Origin of the sequence: Bacillus sp. FSL M8-0025 (assembly GCF_037975475.1) — a bacterium.
Classification (GTDB): domain Bacteria; phylum Bacillota; class Bacilli; order Bacillales; family Bacillaceae; genus Bacillus; species Bacillus subtilis.
Genome location: NZ_CP150258.1, coordinates 1,389,440 through 1,416,151 on the forward strand (window position 1 = coordinate 1,389,440; position 26,712 = coordinate 1,416,151).

The 26,712-nt window shown below is 41.5% G+C and carries 30 protein-coding genes and 1 riboswitch; of the genes, 22 read left to right on the forward strand and 8 right to left on the reverse strand.

Features of this window, described 5'->3' with window-relative positions; genetic code table 11:
- The first annotated feature begins 37 nt into the window (after positions 1 to 37).
- Genes mtnW through mtnD form a run of 4 tightly spaced genes read left to right on the forward strand, consistent with a single transcriptional unit; the run spans position 38 to position 3,097 of the window.
- The gene (mtnW, locus tag MKX38_RS07285; protein ID WP_033884236.1) at positions 38 to 1,255 is read left to right on the forward strand and encodes a 2,3-diketo-5-methylthiopentyl-1-phosphate enolase; all 1,218 of its coding nucleotides are present in this window, start codon (positions 38 to 40) and stop codon (positions 1,253 to 1,255) included.
- Positions 1,252 to 1,959 (forward strand): 2-hydroxy-3-keto-5-methylthiopentenyl-1-phosphate phosphatase, encoded by a 708-nt coding sequence (gene mtnX / locus MKX38_RS07290; protein WP_339189096.1) that lies wholly within the window; start codon positions 1,252 to 1,254, stop codon positions 1,957 to 1,959. Before mtnW ends, mtnX begins: the two co-directional genes overlap by 4 nt.
- Positions 1,917 to 2,546, forward strand: coding sequence for a methylthioribulose 1-phosphate dehydratase (locus MKX38_RS07295; protein ID WP_003232485.1), 630 nt, complete (start codon positions 1,917 to 1,919; stop codon positions 2,544 to 2,546). Before mtnX ends, MKX38_RS07295 begins: the two co-directional genes overlap by 43 nt.
- Before the next feature lie 14 nt (positions 2,547 to 2,560).
- The gene (mtnD, locus tag MKX38_RS07300) at positions 2,561 to 3,097 is read left to right on the forward strand and encodes an acireductone dioxygenase (RefSeq protein ID WP_003232483.1); all 537 of its coding nucleotides are present in this window, start codon (positions 2,561 to 2,563) and stop codon (positions 3,095 to 3,097) included.
- A gap of 40 nt (positions 3,098 to 3,137) precedes the next feature.
- Here mtnD and MKX38_RS07305 read toward each other — a convergent pair whose 3' ends face one another.
- The gene (locus tag MKX38_RS07305; RefSeq protein WP_003232481.1) at positions 3,138 to 3,458 is read right to left on the reverse strand and encodes a YkvA family protein; all 321 of its coding nucleotides are present in this window, start codon (positions 3,456 to 3,458) and stop codon (positions 3,138 to 3,140) included.
- A 202-nt stretch (positions 3,459 to 3,660) separates the two neighbouring features.
- Here MKX38_RS07305 and spo0E point away from each other — a divergent pair, with 202 nt between their 5' ends.
- Together spo0E and MKX38_RS07315 are read left to right on the forward strand one after the other, a co-directional pair.
- Entirely contained in the window at positions 3,661 to 3,918 is a 258-nt protein-coding gene (spo0E, locus tag MKX38_RS07310; protein WP_003232480.1) for an aspartyl-phosphate phosphatase Spo0E, read from the forward strand.
- Positions 3,919 to 4,003: 85 nt separating this feature from the next.
- A complete protein-coding gene (locus MKX38_RS07315; protein ID WP_003232479.1) occupies positions 4,004 to 4,435 on the forward strand; it encodes a hypothetical protein in 432 nt (143 codons plus the stop codon).
- Positions 4,436 to 4,462: 27 nt separating this feature from the next.
- Here the strand turns inward: MKX38_RS07315 and kinD are convergent, their stop codons facing one another.
- The gene (kinD, locus tag MKX38_RS07320; RefSeq protein WP_217024180.1) at positions 4,463 to 5,983 is read right to left on the reverse strand and encodes a sporulation kinase KinD; all 1,521 of its coding nucleotides are present in this window, start codon (positions 5,981 to 5,983) and stop codon (positions 4,463 to 4,465) included.
- Between the two features lie 192 nt (positions 5,984 to 6,175).
- On the opposite strand from kinD, the gene mhqR reads away from it, so the two are divergent.
- A complete protein-coding gene (mhqR, locus tag MKX38_RS07325; protein WP_003232475.1) occupies positions 6,176 to 6,613 on the forward strand; it encodes a MarR family transcriptional regulator MhqR in 438 nt (145 codons plus the stop codon).
- A 39-nt stretch (positions 6,614 to 6,652) separates the two neighbouring features.
- Here the strand turns inward: mhqR and motB are convergent, their stop codons facing one another.
- The 3 genes from motB to clpE all read right to left on the reverse strand — a co-directional run bounded on the left by motB (position 6,653) and on the right by clpE (position 10,705).
- Positions 6,653 to 7,438, reverse strand: coding sequence for a flagellar motor protein MotB (motB, locus tag MKX38_RS07330; protein WP_003232473.1), 786 nt, complete (start codon positions 7,436 to 7,438; stop codon positions 6,653 to 6,655).
- Positions 7,410 to 8,222, reverse strand: a complete 813-nt coding sequence (gene motA, locus MKX38_RS07335) for a flagellar motor stator protein MotA (RefSeq protein ID WP_003238984.1) — start codon at positions 8,220 to 8,222, stop codon at positions 7,410 to 7,412. Before motA ends, motB begins: the two co-directional genes overlap by 29 nt.
- Positions 8,223 to 8,605: 383 nt before the next feature.
- Positions 8,606 to 10,705: an ATP-dependent protease ATP-binding subunit ClpE gene (gene clpE / locus MKX38_RS07340; RefSeq protein ID WP_230488541.1), complete on the reverse strand. Its 2,100-nt coding sequence runs from the start codon at positions 10,703 to 10,705 to the stop codon at positions 8,606 to 8,608.
- Between the two features lie 364 nt (positions 10,706 to 11,069).
- Here clpE and MKX38_RS07345 point away from each other — a divergent pair, with 364 nt between their 5' ends.
- From MKX38_RS07345 to queF, 5 genes are all read left to right on the forward strand, one after another.
- Positions 11,070 to 12,113 carry a hypothetical protein gene (locus MKX38_RS07345; protein ID WP_076457776.1) on the forward strand — a complete coding sequence of 348 codons (1,044 nt, stop codon included), beginning with the start codon at positions 11,070 to 11,072 and terminating at the stop codon, positions 12,111 to 12,113.
- 138 nt (positions 12,114 to 12,251) lie between these two features.
- Positions 12,252 to 12,296, forward strand: a riboswitch (PreQ1 riboswitch).
- A gap of 129 nt (positions 12,297 to 12,425) precedes the next feature.
- Positions 12,426 to 13,085, forward strand: coding sequence for a 7-cyano-7-deazaguanine synthase QueC (gene queC / locus MKX38_RS07350; RefSeq protein ID WP_021479407.1), 660 nt, complete (start codon positions 12,426 to 12,428; stop codon positions 13,083 to 13,085).
- The gene (queD, locus tag MKX38_RS07355) at positions 13,078 to 13,527 is read left to right on the forward strand and encodes a 6-carboxytetrahydropterin synthase QueD (protein WP_003232462.1); all 450 of its coding nucleotides are present in this window, start codon (positions 13,078 to 13,080) and stop codon (positions 13,525 to 13,527) included. The genes queC and queD overlap by 8 nt, the downstream gene beginning before the upstream one ends.
- Positions 13,520 to 14,251, forward strand: coding sequence for a 7-carboxy-7-deazaguanine synthase QueE (gene queE, locus MKX38_RS07360; RefSeq protein WP_015252213.1), 732 nt, complete (start codon positions 13,520 to 13,522; stop codon positions 14,249 to 14,251). The genes queD and queE overlap by 8 nt, the downstream gene beginning before the upstream one ends.
- Positions 14,252 to 14,268: 17 nt before the next feature.
- Positions 14,269 to 14,766 carry a preQ(1) synthase gene (gene queF / locus MKX38_RS07365; RefSeq protein ID WP_003218613.1) on the forward strand — a complete coding sequence of 166 codons (498 nt, stop codon included), beginning with the start codon at positions 14,269 to 14,271 and terminating at the stop codon, positions 14,764 to 14,766.
- Between the two features lie 560 nt (positions 14,767 to 15,326).
- On the opposite strand, the gene MKX38_RS07370 is transcribed toward queF, so the two are convergent.
- Positions 15,327 to 15,683, reverse strand: a complete 357-nt coding sequence (locus MKX38_RS07370) for a winged helix-turn-helix transcriptional regulator (protein WP_014417586.1) — start codon at positions 15,681 to 15,683, stop codon at positions 15,327 to 15,329.
- 168 nt (positions 15,684 to 15,851) lie between these two features.
- Between MKX38_RS07370 and MKX38_RS07375 the strand changes: the two genes are divergently transcribed.
- The 5 genes from MKX38_RS07375 (at position 15,852) to MKX38_RS07395 (ending at position 20,571) form a co-directional block, all read left to right on the forward strand.
- Positions 15,852 to 16,598 (forward strand): glucose 1-dehydrogenase, encoded by a 747-nt coding sequence (locus tag MKX38_RS07375; protein WP_032725594.1) that lies wholly within the window; start codon positions 15,852 to 15,854, stop codon positions 16,596 to 16,598.
- A gap of 482 nt (positions 16,599 to 17,080) precedes the next feature.
- Positions 17,081 to 18,280, forward strand: coding sequence for a spore protein YkvP (ykvP, locus tag MKX38_RS07380; RefSeq protein WP_283934311.1), 1,200 nt, complete (start codon positions 17,081 to 17,083; stop codon positions 18,278 to 18,280).
- 15 nt (positions 18,281 to 18,295) lie between these two features.
- Positions 18,296 to 18,523, forward strand: coding sequence for a LysM peptidoglycan-binding domain-containing protein (locus tag MKX38_RS07385; protein WP_017695061.1), 228 nt, complete (start codon positions 18,296 to 18,298; stop codon positions 18,521 to 18,523).
- 96 nt (positions 18,524 to 18,619) lie between these two features.
- Positions 18,620 to 19,555, forward strand: coding sequence for a glycosyl hydrolase family 18 protein (locus tag MKX38_RS07390; RefSeq protein ID WP_339189103.1), 936 nt, complete (start codon positions 18,620 to 18,622; stop codon positions 19,553 to 19,555).
- A gap of 725 nt (positions 19,556 to 20,280) precedes the next feature.
- Positions 20,281 to 20,571: a YkvR family protein gene (locus tag MKX38_RS07395; RefSeq protein WP_003245399.1), complete on the forward strand. Its 291-nt coding sequence runs from the start codon at positions 20,281 to 20,283 to the stop codon at positions 20,569 to 20,571.
- A 119-nt stretch (positions 20,572 to 20,690) separates the two neighbouring features.
- Here MKX38_RS07395 and MKX38_RS07400 read toward each other — a convergent pair whose 3' ends face one another.
- Positions 20,691 to 20,876 (reverse strand): YkvS family protein, encoded by a 186-nt coding sequence (locus MKX38_RS07400; protein WP_003232446.1) that lies wholly within the window; start codon positions 20,874 to 20,876, stop codon positions 20,691 to 20,693.
- A gap of 164 nt (positions 20,877 to 21,040) precedes the next feature.
- On the opposite strand from MKX38_RS07400, the gene MKX38_RS07405 reads away from it, so the two are divergent.
- The 5 genes from MKX38_RS07405 to pfeT all read left to right on the forward strand — a co-directional run bounded on the left by MKX38_RS07405 (position 21,041) and on the right by pfeT (position 26,312).
- Positions 21,041 to 21,235, forward strand: a complete 195-nt coding sequence (locus MKX38_RS07405; RefSeq protein WP_003218622.1) for a hypothetical protein — start codon at positions 21,041 to 21,043, stop codon at positions 21,233 to 21,235.
- A 298-nt stretch (positions 21,236 to 21,533) separates the two neighbouring features.
- Positions 21,534 to 22,160, forward strand: coding sequence for a cell wall hydrolase (locus MKX38_RS07410; protein WP_003232442.1), 627 nt, complete (start codon positions 21,534 to 21,536; stop codon positions 22,158 to 22,160).
- A gap of 117 nt (positions 22,161 to 22,277) precedes the next feature.
- The gene (ykvU, locus tag MKX38_RS07415; protein ID WP_038829000.1) at positions 22,278 to 23,615 is read left to right on the forward strand and encodes a sporulation protein YkvU; all 1,338 of its coding nucleotides are present in this window, start codon (positions 22,278 to 22,280) and stop codon (positions 23,613 to 23,615) included.
- Positions 23,616 to 23,665: 50 nt separating this feature from the next.
- Complete coding sequence (gene stoA, locus MKX38_RS07420) at positions 23,666 to 24,163, forward strand: sporulation thiol-disulfide oxidoreductase StoA (protein WP_003245444.1); 498 nt, start codon at positions 23,666 to 23,668, stop codon at positions 24,161 to 24,163.
- A 235-nt stretch (positions 24,164 to 24,398) separates the two neighbouring features.
- On the forward strand, positions 24,399 to 26,312 hold the full coding sequence (gene pfeT / locus MKX38_RS07425; protein ID WP_339189105.1) for a metal-transporting ATPase PfeT: 1,914 nt from the start codon (positions 24,399 to 24,401) through the stop codon (positions 26,310 to 26,312).
- Between the two features lie 38 nt (positions 26,313 to 26,350).
- On the opposite strand, the gene MKX38_RS07430 is transcribed toward pfeT, so the two are convergent.
- Positions 26,351 to 26,554 carry a hypothetical protein gene (locus MKX38_RS07430; protein ID WP_014476643.1) on the reverse strand — a complete coding sequence of 68 codons (204 nt, stop codon included), beginning with the start codon at positions 26,552 to 26,554 and terminating at the stop codon, positions 26,351 to 26,353.
- Positions 26,555 to 26,712: the final 158 nt, after the last annotated feature.

The window sequence follows — 26,712 nt, forward strand, 5'->3', positions numbered from 1 at the left end:
GTTTTTTGATATGGATGAAAATGAAAGGAGCTCTGGCATGAGTGAGTTATTAGCGACATATCTCCTGACCGAACCGGGAGCCGATACAGAGAAGAAAGCAGAACAAATCGCAACAGGATTGACAGTAGGCTCCTGGACTGATCTGCCCCTTGTAAAACAGGAGCAAATGCAAAAGCACAAGGGGCGTGTGATAAAAGTTGAGGAGAGAGAGGGAACTCCTGCATCAGAAAAACAAGCGGTCATCACAATTGCCTATCCTGAAATCAATTTCTCTCAGGATATTCCGGCTTTGCTGACAACAGTGTTTGGCAAGCTGTCCCTGGACGGAAAAATCAAATTAATCGATCTTCACTTCTCTGAAGCATTTAAGCGTGCACTGCCGGGACCGAAGTTTGGCGTATACGGCATCCGAAAGCTGCTGGGAGAGTTTGAGAGACCGCTGTTAATGAGCATATTTAAAGGCGTAATCGGAAGGGACCTGAGTGATATTAAAGAACAGCTCCGGCAGCAAGCGCTTGGCGGAGTTGACTTGATTAAAGACGATGAAATTTTCTTTGAGACAGGTCTAGCGCCTTTTGAAACAAGAATTGCAGAAGGAAAGCAAATATTGAAAGAAACGTATGAGCAAACCGGACATAAAACGCTGTATGCGGTGAATTTGACTGGACGTACGGCTGATCTGAAAGACAAAGCGAGACGCGCCGCCGAGCTGGGAGCGGATGCGCTTTTGTTTAATGTCTTTGCTTACGGCTTGGACGTTATGCAAGGCCTAGCAGAAGATCCTGAAATCCCAGTTCCGATTATGGCGCATCCAGCAGTGAGCGGAGCGTTTACGTCTTCTCCGTTTTACGGTTTTTCTCACGCTCTTTTACTCGGAAAATTAAATCGATATTGCGGTGCTGACTTCAGCCTCTTTCCGTCTCCATATGGTTCGGTTGCGCTTCCAAGAGCAGACGCACTGGCGATCCATGAAGAATGTGTGAGAGAGGATGCTTTTAACCAAACATTTGCGGTTCCGTCAGCAGGCATTCATCCCGGCATGGTTCCGCTATTAATGCGTGATTTCGGCATAGACCACATTATTAACGCCGGAGGAGGCGTACATGGACATCCGAACGGTGCCCAAGGCGGGGGGCGAGCGTTCAGAGCCATTATTGATGCGGTCCTAGAGGCCCAGCCGATTGATGAAAAAGCCGAACAATGCAAGGATCTTAAGCTTGCGCTAGATAAATGGGGAAAGGTTGAAGCCGTATGACGACTCGAAAACCTTTTGTTATTTGTGATTTTGACGGAACAATCACGATGAACGACAACATTATAAATATCATGAAAACATTTGCTCCCCCAGAGTGGGTGGCATTAAAAGACGGCGTACTTTCCAAAACGCTATCGATCAAGGAAGGTGTCGGGCGGATGTTCGGCCTTCTGCCCAGCCGTTTAAAAGAAGAGATTACAAGTTTTGTATTGGAAGATGCAAAAATCAGGGAAGGCTTTCGGGAATTTGTAGCATTTATCAATGAGCACGAGATTCCGTTTTATGTCATAAGCGGTGGAATGGACTTCTTTGTATATCCTTTGCTTGAAGGCATTGTGGAGAAAGACCGCATTTATTGCAACCATGCTTCATTTGACAATGACTATATCCATATTGACTGGCCTCATTCCTGCAAGGGCACATGCAGCAATCAATGCGGGTGCTGTAAGCCGTCGGTCATCCATGAACTTTCTGAACCGAACCAATATATCATCATGATCGGTGATTCGGTTACAGATGTGGAGGCAGCAAAGCTGTCTGACCTATGCTTTGCAAGGGATTATTTATTAAACGAATGCCGGGAGCAGAACCTCAATCATCTTCCGTATCAAGATTTTTATGAGATCAGAAAGGAATTTGAGAATGTAAAGGAGGTACAGGAATGGCTGCAAAACAAGAACGCTGGCGAGAGCTCGCTGAAGTAAAACGGGAATTGGCAGAGAGAGATTGGTTTCCAGCGACTAGCGGCAATTTGTCAATTAAGGTTACAGATGAGCCTTTAACATTTCTCGTCACTGCAAGCGGAAAAGATAAACGCAAAGAGACGGTTGAAGATTTTCTGCTGGTCGATCAAAACGGAGAGCCTGCTGAAAGCGGGCATTCTCTGAAACCGTCAGCAGAAACGCTTTTGCATACACATTTGTACAATAAAACCAATGCCGGATGCTGCCTGCATGTCCATACGGTAAACAATAATGTGATTTCAGAGTTATACGGAGACCAAAAGAAAATCACATTCAAAGGCCAGGAAATTATAAAAGCACTCGGCTTGTGGGAAGAGAACGCAGAAGTGACCGTTCCGATTATAGAAAATCCGGCACATATCCCGACGCTTGCGGCACTGTTTGCGGAAGAGATTTCAGAAGATTCAGGAGCTGTTCTGATCCGAAATCATGGTATTACGGCTTGGGGGAAAACAGCATTTGAGGCAAAAAGAGTGCTTGAAGCGTATGAATTTTTGTTCAGCTACCATTTGAAATTGAAAACACTCCAGCATCAGCTGGTTAAATAAAAGGAGGAATTGAAATGGCTACAATTCGAATTCATGATGAGGCAAATACAACGATTGAAAATCAAGAGGAAGTGGCAAGCTTTCTGGACAGTCAAGAGGTTATTTATGAGCAATGGGATATCACGAAGCTTCCGGAACATCTCTCAGAGAAATATGACCTGACAGAAGAAGAAAAACAGCAAATTCTTGATACCTTCGAAACTGAAATTAAAGATATCTCAACCCGCCGCGGCTATAAAGCACAGGATGTTATTTCATTGTCAGACAGCAATCCGAAACTTGATGAACTGCTTGAAAACTTTAAAAGAGAGCATCACCATACAGACGATGAGGTTCGTTTTATTGTAAGCGGACACGGTATTTTTGTCATTCAAGGCAAGGACGGCACGTTTTTTGATGTCCGTTTAAACCCTGGAGATTTAATCTCCGTGCCTGAAAATATCCGCCATTACTTCACGCTTCAGGAGGACCGCAAAGTTGTCGCGGTGAGAATTTTTGTCACAACTGAAGGCTGGGTTCCTATTTATGAAAAAGACAGCGTGAATCAATAAGCATGAGAAAGCCCCGTTCATCGAACGGGGCTTTTTATATTTATTGCAAACGCCACTTTTCATACTGTGACAGTTCTTTTTTAATCAGTGTCCAAATCAAACCTAAAACAGCTGCATCGTCAATGAATCCAAGACCGAGGATTACGTCTGGAATGATATCGAGCGGCATGACGATATACAGGATTGCGGCAGTTAACAGCAAAAGTGTTTTAACCTGTGAACGAGGGTAGTCGCCATTTCGCCAATCGCGAAGCATCTGAAAAAAAGTAGTGATGTGCTGAATACATTTTTTTCGGTTTTTCCTCTTCAAAATTGCTTTTCCGCCTGCCGCTCCGAGCATAATTGCTTTCTTTTTCTTCATTGGGCATACCTCCTGCCTGGCGGCGTGTTTAAGATATTCTTCACCTGGGTATTGTTCTTCTAATCCTATCAATATATCTATTATACCTGAAAAATTAACTTATTTAATGAAAATATGTTTACAAATAAAGTATAATCTGTAATAATGCACAATAACCCAATCAAACTTGTTTCCTATTTCTTAGCGGCGAGGGGTGAAGTGAATGGGCGGTTCTTCTGAACAAGAAAGATTGTTGGTGTCTATTGATGAAAAAAGAAAGTTAATGATAGATGCCGCTAGAAAGCAGGGATTTACAGGGCATGACACGATCAGGCACAGTCAGGAGCTGGATTGTTTAATAAATGAATATCACCAGCTTATGCACGAAAACGAACATTCCCAAGGGATTCAAGGCCTTGTAAAGAAATTAGGCTTGTGGCCCCGCAGAGATGTTATGCCAGCATATGATGCAAATAAATAGCGGCCTATCAGATGCATATATAAAGAGAGAGCTTTTCGGAAGCGCTCTTTTTTTCTGGAAAAAATTCATATGAAAGAGGGAACTAATGAAGGAACTGGCGATTCTCATTACCGAAATGGTCAATCAATTTCATGATGCTTTTATTTCCTTATGCGGAATATTTGGCATTTATTTAACTGACAAAGAAATGCATTTTTGGGTGATCGGCATTTTTGGCATATTCTTTTTCGGCGTCACTCACGCTGTGTTTACATGGCTTTCTAAATGGAGTATGACAGCCTTGTCCTTTATCTATACCGTTACAGTCATCATTGTCATCGTATTTGCGATTGAGATTCAGCAAAAGGTGACGGGGAGAGGGAATATGGAGTTTTTAGATGCCACGGAAGGTATAAAGGGTTTTTTAGTATTTTTTATGTTTTTTTTGCTTTTGAAAATGCTGTTGCGTTTCATCAAAATCCTTTTTTCTGGAAGACCAGCAAGCAAATCGAATGGCAATACCCGATCACGAAGATAAAAAACCCTCCTGACATGGTCAGGGGGGTTATGAAGCGGATACAGGGAGGGTGATTGTCACCTCTGTGCCTCTTCGCACTTCACTTTCAATATGAATAGAGCCTCCGTACATCAGCACGATCCGTTTACAAACAACAAGGCCGAGACCGGTTCCTTTTTCTTTAGAAGTAACAAAGGGAAGGAAGATGTGATCCAGCATTTCCTGAGAAATCCCTTCACCGTTATCCACAACTTTGATTATGGCTTTTTTATCTAAAGCTCCCAGGGAGATCGTCAGTTTGCCTCCTTCAGGCATTGACTCGAGGCCATTTTTTGCTACATTTAAAATCACTTGTTTAATATGATCTTTTGTACATTTTACGAGTAAGGGCTGCTCGGTTAAATACTGTAATTCGACTTCAACATTGTATAGATTGCCCTCAGAATAAATGATTGGCATAATTTCTCCGATAATGTCCTGAAGTGAGTTCAGCTCCCATTTTTCAGCTGTCGGCTTGCCGAGAACAAGAAACTCACTCACTATTTGATTGATGCGCTTTATCTCCTGTTCGATAATGGAGAAGTAAAGCTGATCTTCCTCACCTTTATATTTCTTTTGCAACAGCTGAATAAAGCCGCTTATCCCGGTGAGGGGGTTACGGATTTCATGGGCTGTGCTGGCAGCAAGCGTCCCGATCAGCTCTAATTTTTGCGCCTCGTTTTCTGAGCGCTCCAGCTGGGTCTGCCGCTTCAGCAAATAATACAGCACGAGAATAAAAAGGATATTCAGCAGAACAATAATACATGAAAGCGGAAGCACAAGGCTTTTCGACAGTTCTTCTATTGTGACTGGGTTCGGATAGACTTTCATATTCCAGCTGATATCATCCAGATATCCGCTGACAGGTTTCTGATCCTCTGCATGAGAGGCTTGTCCGCTCGCAAAAATCATTTTCCCGTCTTGGTTCACAACTTCAATATAAACATCAGGGCTTAGTAAGTTAATGAGATTTTTCAAATAATCAATTTGAATAGCTGCGACAAGATAATCTGTCACATTACGTTTTGAGTCCAAAACAGGGACACAAATTGTGAAAATTGGCTGACCAGTAATTCTGCTCGAATAACTATCTGAAATGACTGTCTTTTTAGTTTCCTTTGCTTTTGTAAAAAAAGATCTGTCGGCCAGGTTTACATTCGTTTTTAATTCGGTTGTGCTTGCGGTGACGTCTCCTTTGGCATTGAGAAAATAGAGACCGGAAAATCTCGGCTCTGAATCAAAGGTCTTTTCCAAAATTGACTGCATTTTCTTTATATCAACCGGTCTGTCAATGGCGATGGACAAGGAGGTCATTCTCGCCATTGTTTCTCCGATTAAATAATTGATTTTGTTGCGGTGAAGGTTTAGCAGGACACTTGCTTCTTGTTTATGTTCTGCAGCTATTGTATCTTTTTCTTTTTCATATACGAAAAAGCTGATGACGATTGCCGGAATCACGACCAGTATGATATAAAGTTTGACTCTCCCGCAGGCGCCTTTTAGTATTTTCAATTTGCATCGCTCCAACATACACCTGATTAGAGGTATTATATCATTGTTTCTTCTTCTTTAATAAGAAAAAATAACCAAAAAAATTAGAAAAAGGTGTTGGCAAGCTTACATTTTAAAAAAGAAGAGAAATATTGGAAAGATTTTTATTGACATTTTGGTCTTTGTTTATTAATGTTTCTCTGTAACGGTTTCTAAAAGGATGATTGAGACATGACAGAAAAATCACTGAAGTTATTTATCGTGCTGTCGCGCGCGTATCGGTCTATTAACGATCATATGAATAAGCATATTCATAAGCATGGGCTGAATCCGACTGAATTTGCTGTGCTAGAGCTTTTGTACCATAAAGGCGATCAGCCGCTGCAGCAGATAGGAGATAAAATTCTCTTGGCTAGCGGGAGCATCACATACGTTGTAGATAAGCTGGAGCAAAAAGAACTTCTCATTCGGAAAGCGTCTCCTACAGACAGACGAGTGACATTTGCGCAAATTACTGAAAAAGGCATCGGTCTTTTGAATGATATTTTCCCTGATCACGCTGCTGAAATTGATGAAATGATCAGCGTATTAAGCGAAGAAGAGGTAGAGATGTGCACCGAAATGTTAAAAAGAGTAGGATTAAACGCAAAACAGTTTCATAATAAGTAAAAAAAGGAAGCCTGATATGTCACAAGGCTTCCTTTTTTGCTATTTTTCATTTGTTTCCGCTGCGCCTCTCGGCAAAATGAGAACTTCAACCCGCCGGTTTTTGCTTCGGCCTTCCGCAGTTTTATTGGAAGCCACCGGTTTATACTCGCCATAACCCTTGGCGCTGAACACTTTTGCATCGAGCTTGGGGTTTTCAATCAGGAGCCCCATAAAGTTTACCGCTCTCATGACGCTTAAATGCCAGTTTGATTGGAATTCAGAATTTTTAATTGGCATATTATCAGTATGTCCGCTGATAATGATATTTCTTGGCGGGTTAATCACAAGAAGATTTGAAATCTCTTTTGCAAGCGGCACATCTTCCTTACGGATGGTCGCTTTTCCAGAATCAAAGAAGATGCTGTCTTTAATCGTAATCAGAAGGCCTTCACTAGTCATCTTCGTCTCCAGCTGATGTTCCAGCTTTTTATCTTTGATGAACTTTTCCACCTGGCTCTTCACATTTTCAAGTTCTTCTTGATCAGCTGCTTTTTCTTTTTCTTTCTTGTTTTTCTCTTTCTCTTCTTTTTCCTTTTTCACTTCATCGATGCCGTCTGACTCGTTTTCAGGAGGAGTGACACTGGAGTAGTCCAGTACACCGGTGCCGCCTGTAAAAACTTCATTAAATGATTTTGAGAGCATTTGAAACTTAGCTGCGTCAATCGAGCTGCTCGCGTACAGCACAATAAACAATGCCAGGAGAAGAGTAAGGATGTCGGCGTAAGGAACGAGCCATGATTCATCAACGTGCTCGTCCTCATGCTTCTTCTTCTTTTTTCTCGCCATTTTGCGCCTCTCCTTGTTCTGCAAATTTCAAGCGGTCCTTCGCAGGAAGATACATTAAAAGCTTTTGTTCGATGACTTTCGGTGCCTGTCCTTCTAAAACGGATAAAACACCTTCAATCATGACCTCACGCAGTTTTACTTCTTGTTTTGATTTTCGTTTTAATTTATTTGCGAAAGGATGCCATAACACATACCCTGTAAAGATACCGAGAAGTGTGGCAACAAAGGCGGCACTGATGGCGTGTCCAAGCTCATCTGTATTGTCCATATGAGAGAGAGCGGCAATCAGCCCGATTACAGCGCCGAGTACTCCAAGTGTCGGAGCGTACGTTCCTGCTTGTGTAAAAATAGCGGCCCCGGCTTGGTGTCTGTCCTCCATTGCTTCGACTTCCTCTGTCATAATATCTCTGATAAATTCTGCGCTTTGCCCGTCAACAGCCATGCTGAGCCCGTTTTTCAAGAAAGCATCATCTACATCCTCAATGCTTGCTTCTAAAGCAAGCAGACCTTCGCGGCGTGCAAGCTGAGCCCATTCAGAGAACATAGGAATGAGTTCCTCTATTGTGAGCTGTTTATTTTCCTTAAATAACACTCGAAACAGCGCAGGCACTTTTTTAATTTCTTTTGTTGGGAACGCAATAACGACTGCTGAGATTGTCCCAGCGATAATAATTAAAATGGCAGCGGGGTTTGCAAGGGCGCTGAAACTGACGCCTTTCAGAACCATCCCGACGCTCAATGCCACAAAAGCAAGAATAATACCGATTAACGAAGTTTTATCCATAGTTTTTCACCAAATCCTTTTTTACTAGCTTGTCTATGGTTAATATCGGTTTTGGTGCCCGGAACTTTAGGGACATTGTGAATTTGTTCATGAAATATTCAAGGAAGAGGCATAGAAGGGAGAAATAAACAAAAACGGGCTCTCCAAAATTGAAAAGCCCGGGTGTCTACTGAAATTAGCAGCTTTCTTGTAAGCTGTCCTTCAGATGGTATTCATATAATAGTAGAAATACATATTCACTGTATATAAACATGTTCCATCCCTCCTTAAAAAAAGTGTAAAGGATGAAGGGAAATAGCGCTTCAGGGGAAGGGACGGTATTTTCTAAGTCAAGAGTATGAAAGCATAAAAAAAGCGGCTTCCTAAAAGGAAACCGCTGATTGTTATTTCGCTCGCACTTTGATTTTATCATCTTCTAAAATCACGTGAAAACTTGTGATCTCGCCATTATCAAGCAGCAGATCGGTCATTTCATCCTCAACCCATTCTTGGATGGTTCTTCTAAGCGGACGTGCACCGAATGAAGGGTGGTAGCCCAGCTCAGCGATTTTTTCTTTCGCTTCATCTGTCACATTCAAGCTAATGCCCCGTTCAGCCAATGTTTCTTCAAGTTCTCCAAGAAGAAGGCTGACGATTTTGACAAGATGTTCTTTTTCCAATGAGCGGAACTCAATAATGCTGTCAAAACGGTTGAGGAACTCAGGTTTAAAGAACATGCTCAGTGAATCAATCAATGTTTGTTCTTCGATGACACTGTCATCTGATTGGAAACCGACTTTCGTTTGTTTCTCCCCAGCACCCGCATTACTTGTCATGATGATCACAGTGTCTTTGAAGCTTACGGTTCTGCCTTGGCTGTCTGTCAGACGGCCATCTTCCATAATTTGCAGGAACATATGCTGAACGTCTGGGTGTGCTTTTTCAATCTCATCCAGCAACACAATACTGTAAGGATTGCGGCGCACTTTCTCAGTTAATTGTCCAGCTTCCTCATGGCCGACATATCCAGGCGGTGAACCGATAATTTTAGATACGGCGTGTTTCTCCATGTATTCGCTCATATCGAGTCGGATAATAGCGTCTTTTGTGCCGAATAATTCATCTGCCAGTGTTTTAGAAAGCTCTGTTTTCCCTACGCCGGTAGGACCGACGAAGAGGAAGGAGCCGACTGGTCTGTTTTTGGATTTTAAACCGGCGCGGCTTCGTCTTACCGCCTTTGCCACTTTTTGAACAGCGGCTGCTTGTCCAATCACGCGTTCATGAAGTTTTGCTTCGAGTTCTTTCATTTTCGTTTGTTCGTCTGCCTGCAGTTTGCCGACAGGGATGCCTGTTTTTTGTTCAACAATTTCCTGAATGTGCTCAGCTTCCACAGTGACAGCAGTATGAGCGGAGGAGCTGTTCAGTTTTTTCTCCAATGCGAGTTCTTCATCACGGAGTTTTGCAGCCAGTTCGTAATTTTCTTCTTCCAGGGCTTTTGTTTTTTCGGCTTCAATTGCAGTTAAGCGTTCAGCGGCATCCTCATCATTCAGTTCATCAATTAACAGGTTGGCTTTTGAACCTGCTTCATCTAATAAATCAATTGCTTTATCCGGCAGGTGTCTGTCCTGAATGTAGCGGGATGATAAAGTGACACACGCTTTGATTGCTTCATCACTGAATGTTACGCCATGGTACGCCTCGTATTTGTCTTTAATCCCTTGCAGAATGAGGATAGCCTGTTCAATTGAAGGCTCCTGCACCATGACAGGCTGAAAACGTCTTTCCAGCGCGGCATCTTTTTCGATTTGACGATATTCTTTCAGTGTTGTCGCGCCAATGACTTGCAGTTCGCCTCTGGCTAGGGCCGGTTTGAGAATGTTGCCGGCGTCCATTGATCCTTCTGCAGAGCCTGCGCCAACGAGAAGGTGAATTTCATCAATGAACAGAATGACATTTTTTCGTTCCTTCAGCTCAGTGATCAGCTGTTTCATTCTCTCCTCAAATTGGCCTCTGATCCCTGTGTTTGCAACAAGGGATGCAACATCAAGCAAATATAGCTCTTTGTTTTTCAGTTTGTTTGGAACATCACCTTCAGCAATTTTTAAAGCGAGCCCTTCAGCGATGGCAGTTTTCCCTACACCCGGCTCACCAATAAGAACCGGATTGTTTTTGTTCCGGCGGTTTAGAATTTCGATCACTCGCGCCACTTCATCATCACGGCCGATGACGGGATCAATGAGACCGGCTTTAGCACCGTTTGTAATATTTTGAGCCAGCTCATCAAGCAGCCCTTTTTTTCCGCTTTGTTTTGCTGCGCTCTTTTCTTTCGGCTGGAATGCCTGTTCAAACGGAAATCCGAAAGATTGAGGACCCATACTCATTGAAGGTTTACGGGTCAGTTCGTTATAGCAAGTTTCACAAAGAACCATCTGTTTATGAACGGAATTTATTTGCATGTTAAGGCGAATCGTCGCCTCGTTTTGATGACAATGTTGACAACGCATTTGCCAAAACCTCCTTAATAATTTGATCTTCTTTGACCAATGAAAGTGAATAAAAAGGTCTATTGGATTTGACCTTCTTTGACTATTAGTATACGGCAAACTTAACGGCTTTCAAACCAATATGCTCAAAGCAGACTGAATATTTGACTATCTTTGACCAATTGGTTTTTAAAAGAGGCCGGTTTGTTTGACCAACTTTGATTAATAGTATACTCTGACCATCTTTGACTTTCAAGCCTTTTGCACAACATTTTTTAATTTGTTACAAAGTAAAACATGTTTTCTTCGTCTTTTCAAGGAACTTGTCTCATAGGTTATAAAAAGGCATCTATGGACAAAACTGCGGTTCGTTCGGAGGGGAGAAATGGAACAATCAAAAGGGTCTGCAAGTCAGCTTGCTTTTGTGTATGTCGGCACAGTAGTCGGAGCTGGATTTGCGACTGGCAGAGAAATTGTTGAGTTTTTTCTGAAGTTCGGCTGGTTCGGTTTATTCGGCATTCTCGTCAGCGGCGGAATGTTTACGTTTCTGGGCGCCAAGCTGATGATCATTTCAAAGCGAATCAATGCCAAGTCATATCAAGAAATGAACATCTTTTTGTTCGGGGCGGCGGCTGGGCGAATTATCAATGTATTTATGCTGTTTGTTCTCCTCGGAGTTACATCTGTCATGCTTTCAGGAGCAGGGGCGCTTTTTGAGGAACAATTGGGGATGTCCGCTCAGATTGGGATGCTTATTACAATCGGTCTGAGCTTAATTGTGATGACTAGAGGAGTAAAAGGCATTTTCGGTGTCAATGTGTTTGTTGTTCCCCTTTTAATCCTCTTTTCAATGATTGTAGTGGCCGACTCTTTTATATTCAGCGAATCACGAAACGCAGCTCAGTGGGTCTGGCCGCATCGCTGGGATTGGCTGTTATCAGCTGTTTCTTACGGGGCTTTGAATTTATCGCTTGCCCAAGCGGTTTTGGTTCCGCTGGCGAATGAAATGTCATCGGAGAAAGTGATAAAAAAAGGCGCTTTAATCGGAGGCACGATGCTGACGATTGTGCTGTCCGCGAGTTTTCTGTCTTTGTCAACTCTTCCGGATGTATTTTTGTATGATATACCGATGGCACAAGTGGTTTATCTCTTTGCACGATCTGTCCATTTGATTTATTTACTCATTATTTTCGGAGAAGTGTTCACATCAGTTATTGGTAATCTATATGGATTAGAAAAACAAGTGCAAAGCTTTCTTCCAGTGAAAAGCAAATATATCTTTGCGGCCATTATGATCACGGCTTATATTACGAGCCAAATAGGGTACGGCAGGCTTATTTCAACGATTTATCCCTTGTTTGGCTATGTGAGCCTGGCCTTCATAGGCGCTTTGCTTTGCAAAAAAGCTCCTCGGCGGCGCAGTTTATAAATATATATAATGAAACGAACCGTCACTATAGAGCGATAATTGATCTAGGAACCGGGGACTGACTTTTTTATTGTCAAGAAAAACAACATTATGGTAAGATAGCAGAAGTGAAAAAATTGAAGAAAATCCGTGAGATATGCGGGAGAGGTTCTAGCTACACCCTCTATAAAAAACTAAGGACGAGCTGTATCCTTGGATACGGCCTTTTTTATGTTTTTCTAGAGCACCTTCCGAAAAAAGGTGTTTTTTTGCGTGAATTAGCTGTAGCGATGTCTCTCGCCGACGTTTTTATTGCGGAGAAGGAGAGGAATCATGAAAAAAGAAAAAGCAATTGTCGTATTTAGCGGCGGCCAAGACAGCACAACATGCTTACTGTGGGCCTTAAAAGAATTCGAAGAAGTCGAAACGGTGACTTTTCATTATAATCAGCGACATTCGCAGGAAATTGAAGTGGCAAAATCCATTGCGGAAAAGCTTGGTGTGAAAAATCATTTGCTTGATATGTCACTTTTAAATCAGCTTGCACCGAATGCCCTGACTAGAAATGATATTGAGATAGAAGTAAAAGACGGCGAACTGCCATCCACATTCGTTCCAGGCCGCAATTTGGTATTCTTATCCTTTGCCTCTATCCTGGCTTACCAAATTGGCGCGCGCCACATTATTACAGGAGTTTGCGAGACAGACTTCAGCGGTTACCCTGATTGCCGTGATGAATTCGTGAAATCTTGCAATGTAACGGTAAATCTGGCGATGGAGAAGCCGTTTGTGATCCACACGCCTCTCATGTGGCTCAATAAGGCGGAAACGTGGAAGCTTGCAGATGAGCTTGGCGCGCTGGATTTTGTGAAAAACAACACGCTGACATGCTATAACGGCATCATCGCAGACGGCTGCGGCGAATGTCCGGCATGTCACCTTCGTTCAAAAGGTTATGAAGAATATATGGTGATGAAAGGAGAGCGTGCATAAATTGTTATCTCAAATTTATCCGCAGGCCCAGCATCCTTATTCGTTTGAACTGAATAAGGACATGCATATCTCAGCCGCTCATTTTATCCCTCGGGAAAGTGCGGGAGCGTGCAGCAGGGTTCACGGGCATACGTATACCGTAAATATAACCGTTGCCGGCGACGAACTTGACGATTCAGGCTTTCTTGTCAATTTCAGCGTACTCAAAAAACTGGTGCACGGAAACTATGATCACACGCTATTAAATGATCATGAAGATTTTTCTCAGGACGACCGGTATTCGCTGCCGACAACTGAAGTCGTGGCGAAAACGATTTATGACAACGTACAGGCTTATTTAGACACTTTGGAGAATAAGCCGACTTGTGTACAGGTGTTTGTCCGTGAAACACCGACAAGCTACTGTGTCTACCGTCCGAAAAAGGGTGGTTTGAATGGCTAAAGGAATTCCTGTATTAGAAATTTTCGGCCCGACGATTCAAGGAGAAGGCATGGTGATCGGACAGAAAACGATGTTCGTCCGGACAGCCGGCTGCGATTATTCCTGCAGCTGGTGTGACTCCGCTTTCACTTGGGACGGGTCTGCTAAAAAAGATATTCGCTGGATGACGGCGGAGGAGATTTTTGCGGAGCTTAAGGACATTGGGGGAGATGCGTTTTCTCATGTGACGATCTCAGGCGGCAACCCGGCTCTGTTAAAACAGCTGGATGCTTTTATTGAACTGCTGAAGGAAAATAACATCCGTGCAGCGCTTGAAACTCAAGGGACCGTTTATCAGGATTGGTTTACGCTGATTGATGACCTGACAATTTCTCCAAAACCGCCAAGCTCAAAAATGGTAACGAACTTTCAAAAGCTTGACCACATTTTAACTTTACTTCAAGAGAATGATAGACAGCATGCTGTCAGCTTGAAGGTTGTCATCTTTAATGATGAAGATCTGGAATTTGCCAAAACTGTGCACAAGCGGTATCCGGGAATCCCGTTTTATTTACAAGTCGGAAATGATGACGTGCATACGACAGATGATCAGTCACTGATTGCACATTTGCTTGGAAAATATGAAGCGCTTGTTGATAAGGTAGCTGTCGATGCGGAGCTGAATCTCGTCAGAGTGCTCCCGCAGCTGCACACCCTGTTATGGGGCAACAAACGCGGAGTATAATAGAAAGGAAGATGAACATGACGACAAGAAAAGAATCAGAATTAGAAGGTGTAACATTGCTAGGCAATCAAGGTACAAATTATTTGTTCGAATATGCACCGGACGTGCTGGAATCCTTCCCGAATAAACATGTAAACCGTGATTACTTTGTAAAATTCAATTGCCCGGAATTCACATCTTTATGTCCTAAAACAGGCCAGCCTGACTTTGCGACAATCTACATCAGCTACATTCCTGATGAAAAAATGGTTGAAAGCAAATCATTAAAGCTGTATCTATTCAGCTTCAGAAACCATGGTGACTTCCACGAGGACTGCATGAATATCATCATGAATGACTTGATTGAATTAATGGACCCGCGCTACATTGAAGTATGGGGCAAATTCACGCCAAGAGGCGGAATTTCCATTGACCCGTACACAAACTACGGAAAGCCTGGCACGAAGTATGAGAAAATGGCCGAATACCGTATGATGAACCATGATTTGTATCCGGAGACAATTGATAATCGTTAATTATTCCGTTGTGTGATACGGAGTGTGAAACGAAGTGGAGTCACAGTAAAATCCGAACATTCAGCGCTAATTTTCAGCGGAAATGTGACCTGGTCACAGCGAAGTGTGACCCGCACTAAGCTCAATAAAAGTGGGAAAAGTCACACCTGAAAATGGCTCTACTCATGGGAATTGTATTAAAAAGTGTGACCTGAGGTGCAACCTGAACCGTGACTTTTATGCAGTGAAAAATTGATAGTACAGAAGCAGATTAAGGCGTACAATTTGTACGTCTTTTCTTTTTTATCCGAAAGAAAAAATGCCTATCTAGAGATCATAGGCATTAAATATTATTATCAATATCTTCATTTATTTTTTGGCTAAGTTTCTGAACCTTCTCTTTAACATTTGAAACAGCTCTTTTTTGAATTTCATCAAAGTTCTCCTGAATATAGTCGATGACACTTCTTATTAGAACTTCACTTTCAAAATTGAATATCTCATTTATTTCTGACTGTTCTTCATCTGTTAGGTGATGATATTGAAGTTGTTTAGCATTTACTTCAGCAGCTACATCAATCCTAACTTAGTTGTTCTGGTTGTACAATTTCATATTCACCTTCTGCATACTCTTGCTCCGCATAATGGCCTCCCCATTGACAGAGCTCCTGCAAGATAGGTTTAAGAGATTCTCCAAGTTCAGTGGATGAATATTCAACCTTCGGCGGTACTTGATTATACATCTTTCTGCTCACAAGTCCACTGGCTTCAAGCTCTCTAAGTGTTTGAATCAGCATTTTCTGAGTTATATTTGGGATAATGCGCTTTAATTCACTCGTTCTCTTTGGTCCATTCATTAAAAAGTATAATACAAGGCCTTTCCATTTTCCGCCAATAACTTCCTTTGTCACTTCAAACCCACAACTAAATTTTTTCATGTCTAAAGCTCTCCATTCCACATTTATTACTTTTTAGTTACTATATCACAAAAAAGTGGGTACTTCCGATAATGTGCTTACTGAAGGATACTATATCTTGAAAGTTGTTCTTCAAGTACTTAAAGGTACTAGACATAAAATAAAATTAATTCTAAAGGAGTGTTAAGTATGGGTAAATTTGAAGGTAAAATAGCGCTTGTAACGGGTGGAACAAGTGGGATTGGTCTTGCTACAGCACAAAAATTTGTAAACGAAGGTGCATATGTTTATATCACGGGACGTAGACAAAACGAACTTGATAAAGCTGTTGACCAAATTGGCAAGAACGTAACCGGTGTTCAAGGTGATATTTCTAAGCTTGAAGACTTAGACAAACTATATGACATTATAAAGCAGGAAAAAGGTAAGTTGGACATTCTTTTTGCTAATGCAGGCATCGGCAACTTCCTTCCATTAGGTGAAATTACTGAAGAGCAGGTTGATAGAACGTTCGACATTAACGTTAAAGGAACCATCTTTACTGTTCAAAAAGCATTATCACTATTCCCAGACAAAGTAGGTTCTATTATTGTAACGGGCTCTACTGCTGGATCAATTGGCAACCCAGCGTTTAGTGTATATGGAGCATCTAAAGCAGCATTAAGAGCACTAGTTCGCAACTGGATTCTTGACCTAAAAGGTACTGAAATCCGTGTAAATGTGGTTAGTCCAGGAGGTATTCTTACACCTGCCTACGATGAGCTTTTTGGTGATGCACTTGAAGAGGTACTGGAAAATAGCAGAAATACTGTTCCAGCTGGAAAAGTTGGGACACCTGAAGAAGTAGCAAACGCTGTATCTTTCCTTGCTTCAGACGAAAGCAGTTACTTGACGGGTGTTGAATTGTTCGTAGATGGCGGGCTAGCACAGGTATAATTTCCCTGCGCAGAGATTACAAATAGTCCCCAAAAAAGGTTGATGGGAATCTTACTTGAAGAAGTCGTATAAAAAAGTCGTTTTCCTTAAAGGACAGGGAATTCGACTTTTTTATGTTTGAATTTGCTTAACGTTGTAAATTCGCATTTTCCTGGGGCTACCACTAAATGACCTGTAAAAAAGATTACACTGTGAATAAATGTACTTAAAGTAACGGGGGATCTTGACTTTTAATAAAAAATAATATCCCTGTCCTTGTATTCCAATACTTTTGAAAATATTTAAAGGAATCCTTATGTCCTGAATAACCACATAGGAAAATATGTTGTAGGTTGCTTTCTTTTTTTGTAGGGCATCCCACACAAGCTATCACGTGATCTCACACCTGAACGTTTTTTTATAGACTAGTACCGCGACAAGTTATATTACATATACATACCAATAAAGTAGACATTAAAAAGTGAAAGAGAGGATGGAAATGTGTGAAAATTCTTTTCCTTGAGAGTCATCCCATGTGGCTCTATGGTTTACCGAATGGGTTTAGGGAAGCAGGACATACCGTAATGATTTCCGGTCCTGTAAGTCGGGAAAATATCACTGAAATGATAGACGAATTTAAACCAGATCTAATAGTATCTATGGGATGGACACCAGAGCATTCAAGGGAAAAGCAGGCCTGGATTCGCAACGCTACTAAAAAGGTGAATATCCCTCTCGTTTATTGGGCAACTGAAGACCCGCTGCACACTCAAAACTTTACTATCCCGTTAATTAAGAAGATGAAACCAGATTTTGTTTTCACGGTTACGCCTTCTCTGTGTAAAACTTATGAAAGCATGGGGATTAAAGCAGCTCACTTAGACTTTGCATTTCACGAAAGTATACATCACCAGATTAAACCATTAGCAAAATACAGTTGTGATATAGCAGTGGTGGCTAATGCTTACCCTAATTTTCTTGAAGAACATCCGGAAGTGTTCCGTTCGTCCTCTTTAAAAACGCTTATTCGTCCTCTTATACGGAAGGGTATTCGCATTGATTTTTGGGGGAGAAACTGGGAAAAAATGAGTAAATATATAGGAAGAGAAATTCCCCCCAATTGGATCCATGGATACCTTGATTATACTGAAGCATATAAAGTTTACAGTTCAGCAAAAGTCGTTATCGGTTTGCAAAACTGTGAAAGCCAACTTACGCAACGCACCTATGAGATTCTTGGTTCCGGGGGGTTTTTATTGACATCGGATACACCAGCAGTTCGAGGTAAATTCAAACCTGGCCGCGATCTCATCGTTTCTTCCTCCCCAAAAGAAACATTGGAAAAGGTTAAATACTATTTGAATCATGATAGCGAGAGAAAAAAGATTCAGATAAACGGTAAAAAGGCTGTAAAGAATGATTCCTATCGGCATAGAGCCGAGAGAATGCTTGAGGTGCTAAAAAGCAGAGGAATTATAAGAAACTTAGGGGAAACCATTCATTATGTAGATGTTCTTAAAGAAAAATACGTGATCCATCATGTTACTCCCGGTGAAACATTATCAATAATTTCCAGGAAGTATAATGTTTCCCTGCAGCAACTCATGGAGCTTAATCATTTCAAATCAGATCAAATATATGCTGGACAAATCATTAAGATTAGAGAGAAACGGTTTAGAAATATTAATAACAAATTATTCTAAAGGAGAGTAATATGAATGAAGGGGAAAATACCTAAAATAAGAAATCAAGCGAATAAAGTAAAAAGAACGCCTCGTTATATGGAATTTCCCGTAACATACGAAGTGTATCATGTGGAATCCGGTGATACATTATGGACGATTGCCAAATCCTTTAAAATTCCGGTACAACAACTTATGAATCTTAATAAGCTTTCTTCAGACAGAATTTATCCTGGACAAATTATAAAGATAAGAGAAAGGTAATCTTTGAGGTTTCGGAAACGAATCAAATTGAAATGACAATCCTCATTTTTTTATTTGTGGGGAACTTGATATTTTTGGGGATGAAGGGGTTATGAGATGTTTCAAATGAGCTATTTCTATTCTGGATTAGGATGGGATTTTATTCAACACGTTGATCAAACGAACGGAGTATTAAATGTTGTGTCTCCTGATTTTTTCTATATCAGAAAAGATGGATCATTACTTCTCCGTTCAGCTAATCCCGATGTGATTAAAGCTCTTCATAGAAGAAAATTAAAAGTAGTTCCTTTTCTAAGCAATCATTGGGATCAGGAATTGGGACGATTTGCATTAATGAACCGAGTTCTTTTAGCTAAACAAATTTCTCATGCAATAGAAGAACTGGATTTGGACGGAGTTAATATCGATATAGAAAACCTTACAGAAAAAGATCGGAATCTATTTACAGATTTTATTAGATTAGTAAGGAAAAGTATTCCTAGACATAAAGAAGTATCAGTTGCAGTGGCGGCAAATCCTTTTGGCTGGACGAAGGGCTGGCACGGATCATATGATTACGAGTATTTAGCTAAATATGCAGATTATCTTATGGTTATGGCCTATGATGAAAGCCGCCTTGCTGGGCCTACCGCAAGTGTAGGATGGGTGGAAAAGTCCATTCAATATGTTCTGACCCAAAAAATCTCTCCTCAAAAACTAGTTTTAGGATTGCCATTCTATGGCCGCTGCTGGATGGAAGGCCAATCTGCCTCTCAAGCCATTCCCCTTTACCTTGTTGACTCCTTAGTAAATAGGCATAGCGGGACAATTATTTTTGACACCAAGAGTCAATCTCCAAAAGCTATTTTTACTGTCAATCACAATAACAAGGGGCCGTTGCCTTCGGGAACATATACATTATGGTTTGAAAATGAACAGTCACTCAGAGCAAAAATAAAACTCGCTCAAAAATATAATCTGAAAGGTCTTGGCAGTTGGAGTCTTGGAAAAGAAGATGTGTCAGTCTGGAATACAGTGTTTAAAAATATATAATGATTTATAGTTCAGAACAAAATTCGAAGATAATTGCAATGAATCTCTAAATGGACATACTGAAAGGAGTTTATTACGGGTGCGGGTAAAACAGTGAGGGCATTCCATAGGCCCTTCTCCCGAAATGTTCTATACGAGGCATTACATTGGGCTTGAAATACACATTCAAACTTATGTTATAGTACGCATTTTACGGATATGTTGAATTTATTCTGCTTCCATGATTTAAGTCATACACATGCTACTTGATAGCAGGATTATAGCATTTCATTCAGAATTGTTCAGGATCGATATGGAAGCGCACGAATAACTAGAACTTTAAAAACATACACTCATATACTTCCTGAATGGATGCTGGTTTATCTAAAAAAACATGATGAGAATTGATTGACCGCTCTCATTAAAGGATGGGGAAATTCAAGGCGCCAAGGTACGCATGGTGAAACATGACTTGTTGATAATCGACCATATAGTTTCTCCTTAGAAATGAGGCGGTTTTTACATAAAAAAGACGAGCGAATCCGGGGGGAATTCCACTCGCCGCTTTCTAATGAAAAGACGGGATGCTGGATGGCAGCTCGTCTGTTTTATTATAATTTAACGAACGTATGTTTGTAAAGGTGTCTTTTCGAATGAATTGGTTCATATAACCGTTAAGAACAGATTCATTGTAAACATTCGCTAAGGTATGCTAAGATGCATGGACTATAAAGGAGTGATATGAAGTGAAGACATTGCGGTTAAACAATGTAACGTTAGAAATGGCTGCATATCAAGAGGAGAGCGAGCCGAAGCGAAAAATTGCATTTACCTTAAACGTTACGAGTGAGACTTACCATGATATCGCTGTCCTGTTGTATGAAAAAACGTTTAATGTCGAGGTTCCGGAACGCGATCTTGCCTTCCGGGGGGAAATGACAAATTATTCAACATCATTGACCAACCTGTACGAACCAGGGGCCGTCAGCGAGTTCTATATAGAAATAACGGAAATAGACAAAAACGCCGATTCATGATCGGTGTTTTTTATGTAAAAAAGCTGCCGGCCGGCAGCTTTTGAGAAAGCGAATTTCATATGTAAGGTGTTAAATTGTCCGTCTTGCAGTTTTTGAATAAATGTGGAAATAAGGAGGTTTTAATAGGAGTCTCTGATGATCTTATAATTTTTATGATTAACAACTGTCAATGAATCTAACTCAAGATCCCGATAGTTATCCATGATCGTCACATCAACGATAACAGAATTCTCATTTACTTTTTCAACAACACCGGTTAATCCGTTTTTAAATTCAATGACATTCCCAACCTTAGCGATTTTCACAAGCTTCCTCTCCTTTAAACATAATAATGCCTTTTGAAAGTATTTTGCAGTATTTTCATTGAGAAGTAAAGCGATAAGGAGTTTTATCTCCCTTATGAATTGTTCTGTCGCTATAAAGATGATATATTGATTTTCGTCAATAGAAAGAAAAGGGGGGATTTTCGTTGCGTCCCGAAGAAATAACAGAAATGATTGAACAGCTGCGCACCGGCGCCATAAACGAACTGAGAGTCCAGAAAGAGCATTTTCTTGATTTCAGGGCCGTGTTATCTAAACAAGATGATTTTAAACATTTCCGAGGAATTGCCCAGCAAGGCGGAGATGTTATCTTTCAATACTTAGAACAGCCAAGAAGCTGAAGGTTTCTCATACGTGAGAAGCCTTTTTATCATATATGACAGAATACAAGCCTTTTATTACAGATGTCTGTAACAGGTGTAAATAAAATGTAAAGTGCCAAAGATGGATAAACATGTTTTAATTTGACAATATTTATAGAATTTCAGACTGTTTTTTTGCCATTAAGCAGTGAGTCATCCTCTTTATTCCATCCTGATACCTCCTTGGGAGAGTTGGAAAATCTTTTTCCGTGAAAATGAATTGATCTCTTGTTAAGGTTATGAAGTGTTTTTTGGAGCACTTTAAGGAGGAAACTGTATGACAACGAAATTCACTGCTCTGGCTGTTTTTCTTCTTTGTTTCATGCCTGCAGCCAAAATTGAGCATACACAAGCTTCACTACTGAGCGCAAAGAAGACAAAACATGAAGAAGCGAAATGGCTTACACATATAGATCGAAATACGAATGAATCTTTCCCTTCACTGTCTGCTGATAAGGACAAGAAAATAAAACCGATTAAGCTATCAGCACACACTGAAAAGAAAGAGAAAGATAAACCCGACAAAACAAATGATGAGAAAGAAACATATACACAGTCTGAAAAAGAGTTGCTGTCCCGTCTCGTTCACGCAGAGGCCAAAGGAGAATCATATAAAGGCAAGGTTGCTGTAGCAAGCGTTGTACTGAACAGAACGGAGAAAAAAGGTTTTCCTGATACGATAAGAGGAGTTATTTATCAGAAAAACGCCTTTGAACCGGTCGCAAACGGGAGCATTAACCAAAAGCCTGATAAAGAATCGATTGAAGCTGCCGAAGAAGCGCTGTCCTCAAAAAATAGAGAAACAGATGCCATATTCTTTTATAATCCGAAAACAGCGTCAGATAATTGGATTCGTTCAAGAAAAATCGTAGAAAAAATCGGCAGACACGTTTTTGCCGTCTAAGCATAGAAGAGACAATTTGTCTCAGCTGTGCTTTTTTTCATATAAAGAGTAAAAATAAAATAATTTTTGAACTTGTCTCATATGATGTTGGTAGTACAAGAGACAAGGAGAGACACCATGAATCGATTTGTGAAAGGGATCATTCTTTTATCCATTGCCGCCTTTTTCGCTGAATGCCTTGAATTTGTCGTCAATATGATTTTGGCACGGGAGCTTGGCGAGCATGGGATGGGGCTTTACATGAGTATTTTGCCCACGATCTTTTTAATTATTGTCATCGCGAGCCTGGAACTGCCGATATCCATTTCTAAATTCATTGCCGAGTCAAATCCTAAGCTTCATGAAAGCATGCTGAGGCACGCTTTCAGAATGACAGCCATATTTACTGCTTTTTCTACTGTCGCCGCTAGTATTGCGCTTCCGTTTATTCCGGTATTTGATACATACCACCCGTTTATTAAAGGGATTGTCATCGGCTTAATTCCTGTTGTCGCCTTTACCTCAATCGCCAGGGGCTACTTTATGGGTGTGCAGAAAATGGGGAAGATCGCAATCGCCAATGTGCTGAAAAAAATCATCCAGCTCTTGTGCTTATTCCTCTTTTTTCAATGGTACTCATTTGAATTGGACATGGCTGTGCTGGTTTCCTTGTTTGTTCTAGTCGTGAGTGATGTGGTCGTGCTTGTTTACTTATATTCACAATTTATCATGGCAAGGCGGGCGTTATCCGGCCAGCAGCACATTCATTTGCGCGGAAAGGATGTAAGGAAAAGACTGCTTGCTGTTTCAATTCCTACAACAGGACTGCGTATTTTTCATGCGGTTGTCAATGCAATTGAACCCTTTTTAGTAAAAGGAGCTCTTTTGGCTGCGGGCGTTGCCGGGACAGCGGCGATCGATCAATACGGAATGCTGGCAGGAGTGGCTGTGACGATAGGGTCGTTCCCTGCTTTTATTGCCCATTCGTTAATGGTCGTCATGATACCGAGTATTTCGGAAGCTTATGCGCTTTCTCAGTATGACATCGTGTTAAAAAGGCTGAAGCAGTCGATTTTCATTACATTAGGTTACGGTATACCTGCCGTCTGGGTCATGTTCCAGTTTGCGGGACCTCTCACGCATTTGTTTTTTCACTCTCCTGAAGCGCAGTATTACTTGCAGCTGTTGTGGCCTTACTTTCTCTTTCATCTGTTTGTCATGCCGCTGCAGGCGTGCTTAATCGGGATGGGTTTTGTGAAAGAGGCTTTTTATCACAATGTATGGAGCCATATCGTTGCGCTAAGTATGATGTATGTACTGGGATCAATGGAGAATCTGCAAATGCTCGGGATTATCCTTGGAATGAACACTGGCATGATTCTTTTGACGAGCCTGCACTATGCCACGATCTGCAAAGCATTGAAGGTATCCGTATTTCTTACGGGAGGGACCAGAACGCCGCGAATTGAAGGATGATAAAGGAACAGCAGGGGCAAGCTAATTGAAAAGCATGAAAGGAAGATTCCATGTTGACGAAGCGCTTGCTTACTATATACATTATGTTATTAGGGTTGATTGCATGGTTTCCAGGTGCAGCACAAGCTGAGGAAAAACAGCCTGCTGTTCCCGCTGTTTTTCTTATGAAAACGATAGAAGGGGAGGACATCTCGATTCCGAATAAAGGGCAAAAAACAATTCTCCATTTTTGGACGTCATGGTGTCCGCCCTGCAAAAAGGAGCTTCCACAGTTTCAATCGTTTTATGATGCCCATCCATCCGACAGTGTAAAGCTGGTAACGGTGAATTTAGTGAATTCGGAACAAAATCAGCAAGTCGTTGAAGACTTTATTAAAGCAAACAAGCTGACGTTTCCAATTGTCCTTGACTCAAAAGGGGAATTGATGAAGGAGTATCATATCATCACGATCCCAACATCATTTTTGCTGAATGAAAAGGGAGAAATTGAAAAAACAAAAATTGGCCCGATGACAGCGGAACAACTGAAGGAATGGACGGAAGAATAGCTGAGAGTATAGACTCTCAGCTTTTTTCATATAGAGAAGAAGTGAATAAACATTAATGATAATTATTATCAAAAAGAAATTAAAATAATTATAATTGAAATTCTCATCGTGCGTGCTATAATAAAGGAAGACATCAAGAAATAACTGACGATAAAGCTGCCTTTTGGGCAGCGATTTTGTTTTTATAAGAGAAATGAAGATGATTTACGTTCTCAATTAGAGAGGAGAATTCGATATGAATGAACAAGTTATCGTTCAACGCGACCCGCACGAGCCATTGAGAACAGACAAAAGGGAAAAAAACTGGGCACAGCACGCGGAGCTTATTGCAGCACTTGTATCAGGGGCTCTTATTTTGGCAGGCTGGCTCTTATCCGGATATCAGGTATTATCCATAATACTTTTCTTGCTGGCTTTTGTGATCGGCGGATTTGCTAAAGCAAAGGAAGGAATCGAAGAAACACTCGAATCCAAAACGCTGAATGTAGAACTTTTAATGATTTTCGCTGCCGTTGGTTCCGCCTTGATCGGATACTGGGCAGAGGGTGCTATTTTAATATTTATTTTTTCCTTAAGCGGAGCTTTAGAAACATACACGATGAATAAAAGCAGCAGAGATTTAACGTCTTTAATGCAGCTTGAGCCTGAAGAAGCGACATTGATGGTCAATGGTGAAACCAAAAGAGTTCCGGTTTCAGACTTGCAGGCCGGTGATATGATTGTGATCAAACCTGGAGAACGCGTAGCGGCAGACGGTATCATTGAATCGGGCTCGACAAGTCTTGACGAGTCGGCTTTAACAGGTGAATCAATGCCTGTAGAAAAAAACACAGGCGACACTGTATTCACAGGAACGGTGAATCGCAATGGCTCCTTGACTGTCCGTGTCACGAAAGCAAATGAAGATTCGTTATTCAGAAAAATTATCAAACTGGTTGAATCAGCGCAAAATAGTGTTTCACCCGCGCAGGCTTTCATCGAACGATTTGAAAATGCTTATGTGAAAGGTGTGCTAATTGCGGTGGCGCTCCTTTTATTCGTCCCGCACTTTGCGCTGGGCTGGAGCTGGAGTGAAACCTTCTACCGCGCAATGGTGTTTATGGTTGTCGCGTCACCTTGTGCGCTTGTCGCCTCTATTATGCCGGCGGCGCTGTCCCTGATTTCAAATGGCGCCCGCAACGGTATGCTTGTGAAAGGAAGCGTCTTTCTTGAACAGCTGGGCTCAGTGCAAATGATCGCCTTTGATAAAACCGGCACTGTAACAAAAGGCCAGCCTGCCGTAGAGACGATCAGAATAGCTGAAGGATTCAGTGAAGCGGAAGTTCTTGAGGCTGTCTATGCCATCGAAACGCAATCAAGCCATCCGCTCGCCCAAGCCATAACGGCGTACGCTGAAAGCCGCGGCGTGAATCAGTCCGGCTACATATCTATAGAAGAAACCTCAGGGTTTGGCGTTATGGCAGAAGTGTCGGGTGCGAAATGGAAGGTCGGTAAAGCAGGTTTTATCGGCGAGGAAATGGCAGCACAATTTTTGAAACAAACAGCATCAGATGTCATTCAAAGCGGTCATACAATTGTATTTGTGAAAAAGGATGATCAAATAGCAGGCTGTATCGCACTGAAGGACCAAATCAGGCCTGAAGCAAAAGAGGTCATGGAAGAACTGAACCGACTTGGGATTAAAACGGCCATGCTGACAGGAGATCACGAAGACACGGCTCAAGCGATTGCCAAGGAAGCCGGCATGACAACTGTCGTAGCAGAATGCCTGCCTGACCAAAAAGTGAATGAAATCAAACGGTTAAAAGAAGAATTCGGAACGATTGCAATGGTGGGTGACGGAATCAATGATGCGCCGGCACTCAAAGCGGCGGATGTCGGCATTGCGATGGGCGGCGGAACAGATGTAGCACTTGAGACCGCTGATATGGTCCTCATGAAAAACGATTTGAAAAAGCTCGTAAACATGTGCCGCTTGTCTCGGAAAATGAACAGGATCATCAAACAAAATATCGTGTTTTCTCTAGCTGTAATCTGCCTGCTGATTTGTGCAAACTTTTTGCAGGTGATGGAATTGCCATTTGGCGTGATTGGTCATGAGGGCAGCACGATTTTGGTCATACTAAACGGTTTAAGACTCCTAAAATAAAACCAGCAGCCCTAATCAGGCTGCTGGTTTTTTATGTATCAAGCTTTCCCTTCATTTTTGTCTTTATCAGATCTTTTCATAACCAGGATGAGAGCGAGGATGCAGCAAAGGAAACCCGCTGCACAGCCTATGATAGAGCTGTAATAATAAAAGCCCACCATCTTCATCCCGATAAAAGGAGCGGAAATTCCCAAAACCGTTAAGAGCATAACTGCTTTTCGTCTGAAAAAATTCATCAGCAAACGGAACAACCCCCCTGCGATTGAACGTTACTGTCAGTATACAGGAAGAGGAGCAGGAAATAAAATGCATTAGAAAATGAAGGCGTCGTGAAAGGCAAACACCGGTAAAACCTGTTACAATGGAAGACAGAACAATGCATTGCAAATGGCAGGGAGGA

Excerpts from the sequence above, each read along its gene's own strand:
- mtnW (WP_033884236.1), top strand. The coding sequence starts at position 38 with ATGAGTGAGTTATTAGCGACATATCTCCTGACCGAACCGGGAGCCGAT.
- mtnX (WP_339189096.1), top strand. The coding sequence starts at position 1,252 with ATGACGACTCGAAAACCTTTTGTTATTTGTGATTTTGACGGAACAATC.
- MKX38_RS07295 (WP_003232485.1), top strand. The coding sequence starts at position 1,917 with ATGGCTGCAAAACAAGAACGCTGGCGAGAGCTCGCTGAAGTAAAACGG.
- mtnD (WP_003232483.1), top strand. The coding sequence starts at position 2,561 with ATGGCTACAATTCGAATTCATGATGAGGCAAATACAACGATTGAAAAT.
- MKX38_RS07305 (WP_003232481.1), bottom strand. The coding sequence starts at position 3,458 with ATGAAGAAAAAGAAAGCAATTATGCTCGGAGCGGCAGGCGGAAAAGCA.
- spo0E (WP_003232480.1), top strand. The coding sequence starts at position 3,661 with ATGGGCGGTTCTTCTGAACAAGAAAGATTGTTGGTGTCTATTGATGAA.
- MKX38_RS07315 (WP_003232479.1), top strand. The coding sequence starts at position 4,004 with ATGAAGGAACTGGCGATTCTCATTACCGAAATGGTCAATCAATTTCAT.
- kinD (WP_217024180.1), bottom strand. The coding sequence starts at position 5,983 with ATGTTGGAGCGATGCAAATTGAAAATACTAAAAGGCGCCTGCGGGAGA.
- mhqR (WP_003232475.1), top strand. The coding sequence starts at position 6,176 with ATGACAGAAAAATCACTGAAGTTATTTATCGTGCTGTCGCGCGCGTAT.
- motB (WP_003232473.1), bottom strand. The coding sequence starts at position 7,438 with ATGGCGAGAAAAAAGAAGAAGAAGCATGAGGACGAGCACGTTGATGAA.
- motA (WP_003238984.1), bottom strand. The coding sequence starts at position 8,222 with ATGGATAAAACTTCGTTAATCGGTATTATTCTTGCTTTTGTGGCATTG.
- clpE (WP_230488541.1), bottom strand. The coding sequence starts at position 10,705 with ATGCGTTGTCAACATTGTCATCAAAACGAGGCGACGATTCGCCTTAAC.
- MKX38_RS07345 (WP_076457776.1), top strand. The coding sequence starts at position 11,070 with ATGGAACAATCAAAAGGGTCTGCAAGTCAGCTTGCTTTTGTGTATGTC.
- queC (WP_021479407.1), top strand. The coding sequence starts at position 12,426 with ATGAAAAAAGAAAAAGCAATTGTCGTATTTAGCGGCGGCCAAGACAGC.
- queE (WP_015252213.1), top strand. The coding sequence starts at position 13,520 with ATGGCTAAAGGAATTCCTGTATTAGAAATTTTCGGCCCGACGATTCAA.
- queF (WP_003218613.1), top strand. The coding sequence starts at position 14,269 with ATGACGACAAGAAAAGAATCAGAATTAGAAGGTGTAACATTGCTAGGC.
- MKX38_RS07370 (WP_014417586.1), bottom strand. The coding sequence starts at position 15,683 with ATGAAAAAATTTAGTTGTGGGTTTGAAGTGACAAAGGAAGTTATTGGC.
- MKX38_RS07375 (WP_032725594.1), top strand. The coding sequence starts at position 15,852 with ATGGGTAAATTTGAAGGTAAAATAGCGCTTGTAACGGGTGGAACAAGT.
- MKX38_RS07385 (WP_017695061.1), top strand. The coding sequence starts at position 18,296 with ATGAAGGGGAAAATACCTAAAATAAGAAATCAAGCGAATAAAGTAAAA.
- MKX38_RS07390 (WP_339189103.1), top strand. The coding sequence starts at position 18,620 with ATGTTTCAAATGAGCTATTTCTATTCTGGATTAGGATGGGATTTTATT.
- MKX38_RS07410 (WP_003232442.1), top strand. The coding sequence starts at position 21,534 with ATGACAACGAAATTCACTGCTCTGGCTGTTTTTCTTCTTTGTTTCATG.
- ykvU (WP_038829000.1), top strand. The coding sequence starts at position 22,278 with ATGAATCGATTTGTGAAAGGGATCATTCTTTTATCCATTGCCGCCTTT.
- stoA (WP_003245444.1), top strand. The coding sequence starts at position 23,666 with ATGTTGACGAAGCGCTTGCTTACTATATACATTATGTTATTAGGGTTG.
- pfeT (WP_339189105.1), top strand. The coding sequence starts at position 24,399 with ATGAATGAACAAGTTATCGTTCAACGCGACCCGCACGAGCCATTGAGA.